The 12,410-nt window shown below is 55.9% G+C and carries 13 protein-coding genes; 3 read left to right on the top strand and 10 right to left on the bottom strand.

Annotated features, from left to right (window positions below; all coding sequences use genetic code 11):
* The first annotated feature begins 1 nt into the window (after position 1).
* From ACKLNA_RS24575 to ACKLNA_RS24585, 3 genes are all read left to right on the top strand, one after another.
* Positions 2–814, top strand: coding sequence for a zinc-dependent peptidase (locus ACKLNA_RS24575; RefSeq protein ID WP_408987360.1), 813 nt, complete (start codon positions 2–4; stop codon positions 812–814).
* Between the two features lie 112 nt (positions 815–926).
* The gene (gene ppa / locus ACKLNA_RS24580; RefSeq protein WP_007933577.1) at positions 927–1,454 is read left to right on the top strand and encodes an inorganic diphosphatase; all 528 of its coding nucleotides are present in this window, start codon (positions 927–929) and stop codon (positions 1,452–1,454) included.
* A gap of 221 nt (positions 1,455–1,675) precedes the next feature.
* Positions 1,676–2,413: a helix-turn-helix transcriptional regulator gene (locus tag ACKLNA_RS24585; protein WP_408987361.1), complete on the top strand. Its 738-nt coding sequence runs from the start codon at positions 1,676–1,678 to the stop codon at positions 2,411–2,413.
* Between the two features lie 396 nt (positions 2,414–2,809).
* On the opposite strand, the gene rffA is transcribed toward ACKLNA_RS24585, so the two are convergent.
* The 10 genes from rffA to ACKLNA_RS24635 all read right to left on the bottom strand — a co-directional run bounded on the left by rffA (position 2,810) and on the right by ACKLNA_RS24635 (position 12,410).
* Complete coding sequence (gene rffA, locus ACKLNA_RS24590) at positions 2,810–3,961, bottom strand: dTDP-4-amino-4,6-dideoxygalactose transaminase (protein ID WP_408987362.1); 1,152 nt, start codon at positions 3,959–3,961, stop codon at positions 2,810–2,812.
* Positions 3,962–4,039: 78 nt separating this feature from the next.
* On the bottom strand, positions 4,040–4,414 hold the full coding sequence (locus tag ACKLNA_RS24595; RefSeq protein ID WP_408987363.1) for an EamA family transporter: 375 nt from the start codon (positions 4,412–4,414) through the stop codon (positions 4,040–4,042).
* Positions 4,411–5,328, bottom strand: a complete 918-nt coding sequence (locus tag ACKLNA_RS24600) for a hypothetical protein (RefSeq protein ID WP_408987364.1) — start codon at positions 5,326–5,328, stop codon at positions 4,411–4,413. Before ACKLNA_RS24600 ends, ACKLNA_RS24595 begins: the two co-directional genes overlap by 4 nt.
* Positions 5,325–5,990 (bottom strand): acetyltransferase, encoded by a 666-nt coding sequence (locus ACKLNA_RS24605; protein ID WP_408987365.1) that lies wholly within the window; start codon positions 5,988–5,990, stop codon positions 5,325–5,327. Before ACKLNA_RS24605 ends, ACKLNA_RS24600 begins: the two co-directional genes overlap by 4 nt.
* A gap of 1 nt (position 5,991) precedes the next feature.
* Complete coding sequence (locus ACKLNA_RS24610; RefSeq protein ID WP_408987366.1) at positions 5,992–6,621, bottom strand: class I SAM-dependent methyltransferase; 630 nt, start codon at positions 6,619–6,621, stop codon at positions 5,992–5,994.
* Positions 6,602–7,531, bottom strand: a complete 930-nt coding sequence (locus ACKLNA_RS24615; RefSeq protein WP_408987367.1) for a glycosyltransferase family 2 protein — start codon at positions 7,529–7,531, stop codon at positions 6,602–6,604. Before ACKLNA_RS24615 ends, ACKLNA_RS24610 begins: the two co-directional genes overlap by 20 nt.
* Positions 7,528–8,220, bottom strand: a complete 693-nt coding sequence (locus tag ACKLNA_RS24620; protein ID WP_408987368.1) for a WbqC family protein — start codon at positions 8,218–8,220, stop codon at positions 7,528–7,530. Before ACKLNA_RS24620 ends, ACKLNA_RS24615 begins: the two co-directional genes overlap by 4 nt.
* Positions 8,217–9,914 (bottom strand): hypothetical protein, encoded by a 1,698-nt coding sequence (locus ACKLNA_RS24625; RefSeq protein WP_408987369.1) that lies wholly within the window; start codon positions 9,912–9,914, stop codon positions 8,217–8,219. Before ACKLNA_RS24625 ends, ACKLNA_RS24620 begins: the two co-directional genes overlap by 4 nt.
* A gap of 60 nt (positions 9,915–9,974) precedes the next feature.
* Positions 9,975–10,787 carry a YfaP family protein gene (locus tag ACKLNA_RS24630; protein WP_408987370.1) on the bottom strand — a complete coding sequence of 271 codons (813 nt, stop codon included), beginning with the start codon at positions 10,785–10,787 and terminating at the stop codon, positions 9,975–9,977.
* 3 nt (positions 10,788–10,790) lie between these two features.
* On the bottom strand, positions 10,791–12,410 hold the full coding sequence (locus ACKLNA_RS24635) for a DUF2300 domain-containing protein (protein ID WP_408987371.1): 1,620 nt from the start codon (positions 12,408–12,410) through the stop codon (positions 10,791–10,793).

Here is a 12,410-nt window from a genome sequence, read left to right on the forward strand (position 1 = left end):
GATGTGGTCGTTGAGCGCCTGGCGACGCCGGCGCACTCTGGCGAAGCACCCGATTGCCGATGACATGTGGCAGCGGGTGCGTCACCACTTGAGCTTCCTTGACGGCATCAGCACCACGGAAGATCAGTGGTTGCGCGAAGCCAGCGTCCTGTTCCTCGAAGACAAACACCTGACGGCCCTGCCCGGCGTAGAACTGCATCAGGAACAACGCCTGCTGCTCGCAGCCCAGGCGCAATTGCCGCTGCTGCACCTTGGCGATTTGAACTGGTATCAGGGCTTCCACGAAATCATTCTGTACCCCGACGACTTCCTCAGCCCCCAACGCCACCGCGATGCCAGTGGCGTTGAACATGAGTGGGACGGCGAACACAGTGGTGAGGCCTGGCAACAAGGGCCGGTCATCCTCGCCTGGCCCGGGGTGATGGCCAGTGGTGGCTGGGAAGGCTACAACCTGGTGATCCACGAGCTGGCGCACAAACTCGACATGCTCAACGGCAACGCCAACGGCCTGCCGCCGCTGCACGCCGACATGCGGGTCAGCGACTGGGCCGAGGTCATGCAAAAGGCTTATGACGACCTCAACCGCCAGCTCGACCGCCATCCGGACGTCGAAACCGCCATCGACCCGTATGCCGCCGAGAACCCGGCGGAGTTCTTTGCCGTCACCAGCGAATACTTTTTCAGCGCCCCGGATCTGCTGCACGAGGCTTATCCACAGGTGTATGCGCAGCTGCAGCTTTTCTACCGACAGGATCCGCTGGCCCGACTGAAGCAACTTCAGGCCACCGACCCGGTCTATCAGGCACACGAGTAAGGCCTGGACGACCTTCGGTGCATGGCATCGCGGGTGGAATATGCCTATAATCGCCGCCACTTTTTGGTCAATCCGGCCAAGTGTTTTGGTCTACTAACGGGGGCAACGCCCAATGAGCTACAGCAAGATTCCGGCTGGCAAAGACCTGCCGAACGACATCTACGTCGCGATCGAGATCCCGGCCAACCACGCGCCGATCAAATACGAAATCGACAAAGACAGCGATTGCCTGTTCGTTGACCGTTTCATGGCCACCCCGATGTTCTACCCGGCCAACTACGGTTACATCCCGAACACCCTGGCTGACGACGGTGATCCCCTGGACGTGCTGGTCGTTACCCCTTACCCGGTTGCTCCAGGTTCGGTGATCCGCGCGCGTCCGGTCGGCATCCTGAACATGACCGACGACGGCGGCGGCGATGCCAAAGTCATCGCAGTCCCACACGACAAGCTGTCCCAGCTGTACGTGGACGTGAAGGAATACACCGACCTGCCAGCCCTGCTGATCCAGCAGATCGAGCACTTCTTCGCGAACTACAAAGATCTCGAAAAAGGCAAATGGGTGAAAATCGAAGGCTGGGACGGCGCTGACGCTGCCCGCGCCGCGATCACCAAGTCGGTTGCTGCCTACAAAGGCTAAGCCTCGCAACCTGCGACACGCGTGAAGAAAACCCCGGTTGATCCGGGGTTTTTTGTGCCTGGCTGGCGGGACCTTAAACGACTTGTTTATTGCGCCCTACAGAAAAGTTTTAGTGTGTGTAATTTCCCACAAGCACGTCTTACATCCCGTCGCAAAATTTGCCTCGATTTTGAACGCATGGTTTATTCAAACCGCTCTGGGCCGGCCGTAGACTCGTGTTTATGAGAAAGAACACTAGCGGTCCAAGATTCAAGGCACTCCTGGAAGCTGCGAACATCACCACCACGGGATTCGCAAAGTTCTGGGGCACGGAAGCCCAAAACGTTCATAACTGGTACACCCGGGGCGTACCCGCGTACCGCATGGAAGAAGTCGCGCGCCTGCTGTCCGTAAACAGCCAGTGGCTGAAGACCGGCGAAGGCCCGAAAGAAGCACCGCACCTGTACACTGCCGGCGACACACTGGATGCCCAGGCGATTCAGGGCGTGTACACGGTACTCGAATCCACCGACATCGAACTGCCGCTCTACAAGGAAGCCCCGACTGCCCCAGGCTCCGACAAGACCCATGTCATCAAGGACCCGGAGCAAACCATCCGCCTGCCCCGCAGCCACCTCGAAGCCCTGGAAATCCGCCACACCGACGCCATCTGCACCCACATGATCGGCAACAGCATGGCCGAGAAGATCGAAGACGGCTCCACCCTCGCCATCGACCGCGGCCTCACCCAGGTGGTGGACGGGGAAATCTACGCCATCGAACACGACGGCATGCTGCGCATCAAATACCTGCACCGCATGCCCGGCAACGCCCTGCGCCTGCGCAGCCACAACAGTGCCGAATACCCGGACGAAATCTTCCGCGCCGCTCAGATCGAGGAGCAAAGGATTCATGTGCTGGGGTGGGTGTTCTGGTGGTCGACACTGGGCAAGCGGCGGCCAGTGGTGCCGTTTCTCTGAAGCGGGAGCCATCCTGCTGGCGATGAGGCCCGGAAAGTCGCTACAAATCCCGGATTTTCTCCAGTTTGATCGCTCTAAACCGCACTTCAAGCTGGGAATCAGAAGCAAAACTCAGTATCCTGCGCCCCACATTCGCGCATCGACCCGCCAAGCGGCCCAGATGACGCCTGACGCGGCAGACCACTGTCTGACCAAGTCCCACAGCCGGACGCAAGATCCGGGTGTACGTTTTGAAGGCTGGCGCGGTTTACCAAAAATAAACCAAGCCAGTCCCCGAGAAGCCGGCCACAAGCCGGCTTTTTAATGCCTGACTGTCTGCCCCTGAACAGGTTTACACCTGTTTCAGGACCAGACATTCAATCCAGCTGAATGGAAAACCACCGGACGCTTCGACGATCAGAGCCCACTTGCAAGGTCGTTAAGTATCGCCACAACGCGATCCTGCTGGTCCTCCGACAATCCCACCCAAAGGGGTAGTCGTACGAGTCTCTCTGACTGTCGATTGGTGACCTCAAGGCTTCCATGAGCACGCCCATATCGCAGCCCGGCTGGTGATGAGTGCAGAGGAACATAGTGGAAAACCGACCAGATCTCATTGCTCTTGAACTGGTTCAGCACGTCCTGACGATCAATTTCCGGTGACAACAGCACGTAATACATGTGCGCATTGTGCTCACACTCCGTTGGCACGATCGGACGTCTCAGCACGCCCTTGGCCTCCAGCGGCGCGAGTAACTCGTGATAACGCTTCCAACTGGCCAGGCGCTCCCGGGTGATCCGGTCAGCCTCTTCAAGTTGCGCCCAGAGAAAGGCCGCGATGAGTTCTCCCGGCAAGAATGAAGAGCCGACTTCCTGCCACGTGTACTTATCCACCTCGCCGCGGAAGAACCGACTCCGGTCCGTGCCCTTCTCGCGAATGATCTCGGCCTGCAGGGCCAGATCGGGCTGATTGACCAGCAAGGCACCGCCCTCTCCGGAAATCACGTTCTTGGTTTCATGGAAACTGTAGGCACCCAGGTCACCAATGCTGCCCAGCGCCCTCCCCTTGTAACTGGCCATGACGCCTTGCGCAGCATCCTCGACGACCATCAGGCCATGGCGGCGTGCAATCGACATGATCTCATCCATCTCGCATGCGACACCTGCATAATGGACCGGCACGATTGCCCGTGTACGCGGCGTTATCGCTGACTCGATAAGTTTTTCATCAAGATTCAACGTGTCTTCGCGTATATCGACAAAAACGGGAACCCCACCGCGCAGAACAAAAGCGTTCGCCGTGGACACGAACGTGTACGACGGCATGATGACTTCGTCACCCGGTTGAATATCCAGCAGAAGGGCAGCCATCTCGAGCGCGGCTGTGCAGGAGTGAGTCAGCAATGCCGTATCACAGCCAGAACGCTCTTCGAGCCAGCGGTGGCAACGCTTTGTAAAGGGTCCATCACCCGCCAGGCTGCCGTTGAAGTGCGCCTCGGCTATGTAGTAAAGCTCCTTTCCCGTCATATGTGGCCAGTTGAAAGGAATTCTTGAGTTTACTTTCTTCATTTACTCTCCGAAATGCGACTTCAACGCGGAACTCAATACTGAAAACAACCTGAGCCAAAAACATCAGGGGATCGGTAACTAACCCCGGGCGGCGACCACTGTCCCCATCACGATCAATCCGACTCCCAGTGCTTTTTGCAACGTCATGGGTTCACTTAAAAACCAGGCACTCAAAAGCAAAACCACTACGAAGTTGATGCTCATGAATGGATAAGCGTGACTCAATTCAAACTTGGTCATGGCCGCCATCCACGCCAGCGAAGCCAGAAAAGCCGCGGCGAACCCCGAAAAAATTGCAGGATCCAGAAGCAGCCCTAAAAGAAACTTGATCTTGCTGAATGTATCGACTGGCAGCGGGCCGAACTGTGCGATACGCCATTTGAGTATCAACTGCCCGTACACGGTGAAGCCGATCGTTGCAAAAATGTAGAGATAATCGAAGAGACGACTCACGAATGTTGCTCCAATATCGCTAAACCAAACCCGGTTCGCCCATATCCATTACCGTTATAAAGCATATAACGAGATCCCTTATGATCGAATACGAACGGATACTCAATCATTTCGGAGTCCCACCCAGAGTCAGAAACATCAATGCCGCAATCATTATCCAGACGCGTCCATTTCCGTCCGTCAGTGGACTCTGCATACCCGATACGATACGAGTCGCCTCGATACGAGTACCACATCTTCCAGCAGTCACCATCAAGAATGACCGAAGGCCTGGAAATGGCATACTCCGTATCATCCAGATAGTCGATCGCAACGACGCCCTCCCTGTTCCAGGTAATTCCATCGAGCGACTCGGCGTACTTGATGTGATAGCGATGTTCTGGCGCGCCCCCTCGCAACATCCACCCTGTACATGACAGATACCACATTCGCCACACGTCATCGCCGGGAATAACGCAGCAACTGGCGACAAAGTGAGGTTCCGCCATCGTACGATCCAGTATCGGCCCCGGTGCATACCGGTTAAATGCCAGGCCGTCCAGGCTGACAGCCAAACCGACGGAGTTTCTGAAGGGAACGGTGACACCAAGGTTCCAACCAATGTAATAAAGAAACTTCCTGCCTTGATGATGGGCAAGCCAGGTCGCCATCGCGCCACTGTCATCGAAACAGCCGAGTCCTCCTGGGGACAGTGTTGCCGTTTCCGACAGTTCGAGAATGGTCTGCGGGTCGGTTATATCGATTAACAAGGAGCTCGTGAAACTCTCGTTTCGCTGGTTTCTCGAACTGAAATAAATCCTGAAAATATCCCCCTCCATGTGCTCCGCGATCGGAACAGCTGCATGCGAGTGCAACCACTCGTGCTCTGCAGCAGGAGAAAAGATCAACCCGAGTTTGCGCCAGGCGTGTTTCATAGCCCCCTCAACCTCGTGCTTGGAACTTTTGAACGCTCGGTCGCAGAGCCGATGTATACGCCCTCGGCGTCCGCATCCGCCAGCAGCAACGTGCCGGCACCGATTACGCACCTTTCTGCCACTTTTATATGGTCACGCAAGGTTGCGTTCACACCAATGAAACATTGCTCGCCAATTTTAACGCCGCCGGAAATGACAACATGAGAGGCGATGAAAGTATGATTCTCGATAACAGAATGATGGCCGATATGGTTACCGCTCCATAAAGTCACGTTATCGCCGATCGACACGAAAGGCTGGACGGTATTATCTTCCAGAATAAAACAGTTCTCACCTATTGCGCCCTGATTGAGAACTGTCGCATGAGAACTGATATAACTGACCAGTCTGTAACCCAGCGCTTTTACAGCAAGAAATTTCTCTTTGCGCACCGCGTTCAGCTTTGAATAACTGAGGGCTACAAAAAAATCATATTGTTCCGGAGCAAACCTGGCAACCACGTCTTCAAAAGCAATAACTGGCAAACCGCAAAATTCGGACTCTTTGATGTATTCAGCATCGACGGTAAAGGCCACCACCTCATATTCAGAGTCAGAGCTGAAATAGTAATGCGCAAGCTGGGCGATATCACCTGAGCCAAATATTACAATCTGCCTTTTCATATTACTTTCTCACCAGAATAGTAAACTCATACAACCCATAGTCGTGAAGTAAAGCGACCTGACTTGAATAGCGACGTTTGCAAAAATCAAATATCCGGCAAGGATCCGCGTAGTACAGATAGTCGCGCTTCTTGTCTTCATCGGAATAAGACGTCAGACAATTGAAAGAAAAACCAAGCCGGCTTGACTTGTCCAGAACATCCAGTGTTTCCTGAAGATAGTCATACCATTCGACATCGGTTCGCTTCAGGCGAACATTGAAGATGCCACTGGCGACACTGTAGTCATTTACCACATCTGGTTTCGATGCGGTGAGCAATCGGGCAGTGGCGGATTGGATGCGGGACCCGGCGGCAGCCGCCATCTCCGCCGATACGTCCACTCCCAGATATGAAAACGTGGGATGTTTCGCCACAAGAAAATCGTAAAGTGCACCGTATCCACAGCCCAGGTCGGTCAACGAAAACGTCAATAGTGCCGGATCGACGATTTTGCATAACTGCTCGAATCGGACAAATTGACTCTCTTCGCCATTCCAGTCGACCCCACGAGGCGTTACGCCGTGCTCGGCCAGTTTTTCCGAGTAGTACGTCGCGACCTCTTTGAGCAGGTCAGTCTTGCCGCTGTGCATAAATCTGCCTCACGATGGTATAGGGCCGCTGTTTCGTTTCCGAGAAGATCTTCGACAAGTAGATACCCACTATGCCGATGAACGAAATGATCATACCGCCGAGCAACCAGATCGACGCCATCACCGAAGTCCAGCCGCTCATGGGTTTGGCCAGGAACAACCAGTGCGTCACCAGGTAGGCGATATAAACCATTGCAAACAGGGAAATGGACACGCCGACATAGAAAATACTCACCAGGGGCGCGTTACTGAACGAGGTCACGGAATTGACCAGCAGCGACATTTTCCGGCGCAGGGTATAGGTGGTTTCACTGGTGCTGTGTTTCTTGATCACACAGGGATGCTGAGCAAAGCCAGTGGTATGCCAAAGGCCTGCCATGAAGACTTCACGCTCCTGGTGTTGCAACAGGGCATCCACATAACGCCGCGTCATCAATCGCGTCGTGACGACGTTTTCCGGCAGTGCGAGCCCGGTGAGACCTTTGAAGAAACGATAGAACCACTGGCCGCTCCAGCGCTCGAACCAGTTGCCTTTTCTGCTCTCCTGAACGCCATACACCACATCGCAGTGTTCGCGCTCCATCTGCCCGGTGAAATCCACAAGCCACTCGGGCTCTTCTTCAAGATCGCTGTCAATCAGGAATACGCGTTGACCTTTGGCTTGCGCCAGTCCGGTCATCATTGCCTTGTGATGGCCAAAGTTGCGTGACAAGTCAACCACAACGACATGCGGATCCTGCTCGGTCAACCGCACTGCCAGTTCAAGACTGTTATCGGGAGAGCCGTCGTTCACGAGGATGATTTCGTAATCGTCGCCCACCAGAGACCTGGCGGCAGCACTGACTCGCTCGTGAAACTCGGCAACGTAGGCAGCAGACTGATAGAGAGTCGCCACGATGGAAAGATTCATGCAACGTACCTCATGTAGCGGGGAGCATCCCTGCCACAATTGAAAAGCAGATCGAGAATAGTGACGCCATGCGCGAATTCACCCCACATCTGAGGGTATTCGGGGTAACCGGCATAATCGAACCAGCTGAGTTTGATCCCGGCGGCGGAAAAAAGCCCCTCGTCGATGTAGTCTCTGGCCGCCGGACCCGAGATGTATTCACTGCCGCCCGCTTTTACACAAAGATCCACCAGGCGTTCGGTCTTTCCATCCTGCATGGTGTAGTCCCACGAGTTGCTGATCGTAGTCGTGATCGACAGATAGCGGCAGATGGCTTCGATCAGGCGACGGTTGAGCTGCGAAAGATGCGTATAGCTCTCCTGCAGGTAAATCGGCTCCAGCCATTGAGCAATTTCAGTGAAATGCGGGGCGCGGCGGTAGTTCTGCTGCAAGGCTCGCCAATGTGCCGCTGCCCAGTCTGTGCCGTCGATTTCGGTTTCCCGAATGGTCTGATGGTATTTGCCCTTGACCGAAACGGGAACGGTCAGCCACTGAATACCCTGAGGCGTTTTGATCTGGTTGCGGTTTCGCCAGTCGCGTCGGGTATATTGCATGTCGTCGTAAAGGATGAACTCATCCACGGCGGCGATCATGTCGAAATAGCCCTTCCATGGAATATAGTTCGACTGAAGAATGGCGATTTTTTTCATTGACCCGCGACTTTTGGTTTATAGATTTCATAGGCCGGATTACTTGAATCCGGAACCCGCTCAAACTTGTCAACGATATATTGATAAGTCAAAGGGTGAGTTTTTCTGAAGCGCAGTTCATCTCTTCCATCCAGGGCCATATCAAAAACAAGTGCAAAGCCTGGTCTGGACTCCTCTATCCGCTTGATTTCCTTTTCTTCGAAACCTGCAGAGCGGGAGAACAAAGGATAAATCTCCCACATCGGGGATTTGCGTTCCAACAGTGCATAGGCACCAGGCCAGAACGGCACTACGACAAATGGCTTTGCATCGGACGAATACTGATTGTCCAGTTGGCGGAGCATGGCTATGTCGCTTGCTGTGTCAGGGTCGACCTGAAGATTTCTGCCGGAAACTTCGACACTCACCCAGTTTTTGTTTGCCAGACTTTGCCAGCCGGGCTGAAACAAATACATCACCCAGAAACTGGCGGCACACAAGGCAACGGCCAGCGGCCATCTTGCTTTCGATTGAGCGCTGGAAAGCACAACCAGACATCCCACAAGCATCGGAAAGACGCCTTGCGCGAGATGTCCCAAGTCCGCACGCGAAAAGGCATAGTGCGCGTAGGGAAGCGAAAGAAAGGCCGACGCAACCAGCGCCGGCGGTACAGGCTTTTCCTTGAGTTTGCAATGGATGACCCATACAACCGAGATCCCGCCAAAGACGAGCGTTGCGACGAAGAAAAGGCCCACCAATACGCCGCGGACAGCCTCACCAACCGTAGCGGTGGCAAATTCAACTGTCCATGGCCAGGGGACTGGCAACGGCAAATTTGTCGCCTGCTGCTCGAAAAGGAAACGAATGCTTTCCCAAAATGCCGTGGCAAATCCTGGAATCAGCAACGCCATGAAAATCACAGGAAGAAATCCGACGACAACACCGGCCGCCCACAAAAATCCTCCCTTGAAAAAACCGGGACCAGAGTGGTTCCTGATAGAGAGCCAGGCAATCACCCCTACACTACCGGCAACACCATAAACGCCATGATTGCGTCCGAAGACCGCAACCAGACCGACCAGAATACCGGCGATGAAATAGCGTTTTGGAGCAGGGCGGCTAATCAGAAAGGTCAGTACGCCAACCAGTAATATCGACAGGGAAATATCAAAAATCTTGTGCCGCGGAAACATCCAGAGCATTAGAGTCAATGCCGAGATCAACCAGAAGACGATACCCGCCTTTCCTGCCTCTTTTCTGGATCGGGAGATCAACCAAAGTCCGACAAACAGGCCCAGAACCTGAAAGACCGCAACACTTGCCCGCAGACTCAAGATGTCGTTGTCACCGACAACGCTCATAATCGCCGCAGACCAATAATACCGCCCCGGATCGTAGGCCATGAAATCAAGTATTGGTACTTCACCCAGCATGACTCGCTGAACGCCATACCAAAGAAAGCCTTCATCCCAAAGATTAAATCCTTTGTTTCCTTGCCATATAAAAAATAAAGCAATTACAAAAAAAGAAACGATCAGTTCTTTAATGGGTATATATAAATTTTCTTGCGCCAAGCGGCTCATGATCGCTTCTTTCATAAAAATCGCCATATTAATCCGCGCAGGGACAAACGTCACCCTTTTGCTCTGGCAGATAACCTGCTCGTCACACGCGAGAAGCGGCGCTACTGCTGCCTCCGCAACGGTCAGATTCACACAGCGATTTTTCCAGCATTCGGTATCAGTGATCCCGATTTTCGGCTAGTGCTATGCCGCTCACGGATAACTAAACGACTTCACCAACGTCAACTCCCCCACCGCCCGCATCGGCACGATGAAAGTCTCCATCTTCTCGCTCGGCGTCCCCTCTTCGGTAATCACCGTCACTTGCGCGGTGGTCAGCGGCTGTACCGCTTCTTCCCCGCCCTCGTCATCCCCGCGATAACCACCGCCAAAATAATTCACATACACCAGATACTGCCCCTTGATCGGCGCCGGCATGGCGAAGATTTCCGGGCCGTAACCGGTGGTCACGTCGACATCCAGGGCGGCGCCGTTGGGGGCGACGCGGTCGCCGTACCAGATGTGCGCGCCGTCAGGCGTGATCAGATGCAGGTCGAGGTCGGTGCCGTCGCTGTCCCAGGACAGCAGAACGCGCAGTTTGGCCGGGGTGGCGCCGCCGTTGGCGTTGAGGAATTGAGTGCGGTGGCGTTGCTGGCCGTCGGGGCTGCGGACTTCGACGCTGTTGCTGCCTTTGGGGAAGGAGAACGGGCGGTCGAAGCGGCCGCTGTCGTCGATTTTCAGCGGCATGCTGACGCCGTTGACGATCAGGCGGCCGGGCTCTTTGCTTTTCGGTGTGGCTTTGATTTCGCCACTGATGCGGGCGGTGTTGGCCTGGCCGACCGGGGTGTTCACCGAGGAAGCCGGGTAGTTGACGGTCTGGCGGAAGCTTTCGCCTTCGCCCTCGGGCGCGCCGCTGCGCCAGCCGCCGACCGGGGTGTCGAGTTTGACGCTGTCGGCGGACATCGCCATCGGCCATGCATTGAGGGCGCAGAGCAACAGCAAGACCTGTGGATAACGGAGTGTCATGGTCTATTCCAGCAAAAGGTGACGGGCGAGCCCTTCGATATAGGTTTCATCCTGGCCGTTTGGGTGTGCTTCAAAGGCCAGGTGCAGGTATTCGTGAGTCAGGTCGAGGCGATCCTGCAACGACAGCACGCCGCGCACGTAGATGCGCTGGCGTTCGCGGTCGACGAAGGGCCGGCCGAAGGCGAGTTTGCAGACGGCGAATGTGCTGACTTCGTTGTAGCCGGTTTCGCTTTCCAGCCTCGGACGCCAGCCACGCCGCTGCTTCTGCAGCCAGTCCTGCGCGGCAGGCAGCGCTTCGCAGGACGCCACCGGGTTGTCCCAGCGACTGAGGCTGGCGCGCGGATAGGCGTGAAGCAAAATCGCGTCGTAGCGCTGGCCGGCGTTGGCTTGTTCGACGGCTTGTTGCCAGGCCAGTTTGTCCGGGCCGGGTTGATCGGAGTGATAGGTGACAGTGCTGCCGGCCAGCACCAGATCGGCTGTCCACGCCGCGATGTTGCGCGACTCGACAGAGGCTGGACGTGGTGCGACCCTTTGGCGGGTGCTGCTGTCATCGATGCTCAGACATTCGCCATTACGCGTGGCGTTTTGCAGCAGATAGGTGCGGATCGCCACGGCCAATGCCTTAGCCGCTTCGGCAGGTTCCGGTTTGGCTTCACGCTCAAGAACTCGAGCGACGTACTCTTCACGATCCAGCCGCGCCACAAGCTTGTCGTTGAGCAGAAACAGTTCGCCGTCGCTATGAATATCCAGCGCATTGCCGTTGGCGAATTCGACGCGGTAATCGCCCTGCAACGGGCCGGAGCCAGCAACGCGCTCACCCGACAGAACCCGCGAAACCGGATAACGCGAAAACAGACCGACCTCGACACATCGCCCCGCGTCCGCCGGCCATGACGCGGGCAACACCGTCGCCAACGCCGAACCGTAGTGCCGCAGAACCATCTGACTGGTGCCCCGGCCGCCGGCCCAGATCGGCGAGCCGTCCACCGTCCAGCCAGCGAAACCGCCCTGGCGTGATTGCGGATCCTGATCGCCGAGCCAGCTCCAGGTTTTCACCCGCAAGCGTCCGCCGAGCTCACCGACGACATTGCCGTCCGCCGCGTTCAGCACCACGTCGAGCAGCACCCGGCGCATCTGATCCTGAGCCGGCAACCAGGATAAAACCTTCAGCAAGTCAGCCACGGACACCCGGGTAGCCGGCTGTACCGATGGCAGGTCCAGCAACCACGACGGCGCCTGTCGCGCCTGCCAATAGGATTTCCAGTCGCCAGCGGTTATGCCCAGCCGCGCCGGCTCGAAATACAGCCCGCAGGATTTCACCAGCGCCTGATCACGCTCGATCTTCCCGCCCGCCGTGCAGCAATAGACTTCTTCCTTCGACTGTCCGCGGCATTCATAAGCCGGTTCCCGCGCACCGGTATCAACCAGCCACGCGTAAACGAACACCTTCCATAGACTGCCCAAAGGTGTATCCAGCGACGACGGCAACGGCTCGCGAGCGGTCAGTTGCGTGGTGTTCAGTGACAGCAGTTCACCCTTGTAGGCCACGCGCAGCGGTTCATCCTGCGCCGTCGCCAGCGCAGGAATAACACACAACATCAGCCACAGCAGCGGCCGGGGCAT

This window comes from Pseudomonas sp. UV AK001, from assembly GCF_046097675.1.
In the GTDB taxonomy this organism is placed as follows: domain Bacteria; phylum Pseudomonadota; class Gammaproteobacteria; order Pseudomonadales; family Pseudomonadaceae; genus Aquipseudomonas; species Aquipseudomonas kribbensis.

Excerpts from the sequence above, each read along its gene's own strand:
- ACKLNA_RS24575 (WP_408987360.1), top strand. The coding sequence starts at position 2 with ATGTGGTCGTTGAGCGCCTGGCGACGCCGGCGCACTCTGGCGAAGCAC.
- ppa (WP_007933577.1), top strand. The coding sequence starts at position 927 with ATGAGCTACAGCAAGATTCCGGCTGGCAAAGACCTGCCGAACGACATC.
- ACKLNA_RS24585 (WP_408987361.1), top strand. The coding sequence starts at position 1,676 with ATGAGAAAGAACACTAGCGGTCCAAGATTCAAGGCACTCCTGGAAGCT.
- rffA (WP_408987362.1), bottom strand. The coding sequence starts at position 3,961 with ATGAAGAAAGTAAACTCAAGAATTCCTTTCAACTGGCCACATATGACG.
- ACKLNA_RS24600 (WP_408987364.1), bottom strand. The coding sequence starts at position 5,328 with ATGAAACACGCCTGGCGCAAACTCGGGTTGATCTTTTCTCCTGCTGCA.
- ACKLNA_RS24605 (WP_408987365.1), bottom strand. The coding sequence starts at position 5,990 with ATGAAAAGGCAGATTGTAATATTTGGCTCAGGTGATATCGCCCAGCTT.
- ACKLNA_RS24610 (WP_408987366.1), bottom strand. The coding sequence starts at position 6,621 with ATGCACAGCGGCAAGACTGACCTGCTCAAAGAGGTCGCGACGTACTAC.
- ACKLNA_RS24615 (WP_408987367.1), bottom strand. The coding sequence starts at position 7,531 with ATGAATCTTTCCATCGTGGCGACTCTCTATCAGTCTGCTGCCTACGTT.
- ACKLNA_RS24620 (WP_408987368.1), bottom strand. The coding sequence starts at position 8,220 with ATGAAAAAAATCGCCATTCTTCAGTCGAACTATATTCCATGGAAGGGC.
- ACKLNA_RS24630 (WP_408987370.1), bottom strand. The coding sequence starts at position 10,787 with ATGACACTCCGTTATCCACAGGTCTTGCTGTTGCTCTGCGCCCTCAAT.
- ACKLNA_RS24635 (WP_408987371.1), bottom strand. The coding sequence starts at position 12,410 with ATGCCCCGGCCGCTGCTGTGGCTGATGTTGTGTGTTATTCCTGCGCTG.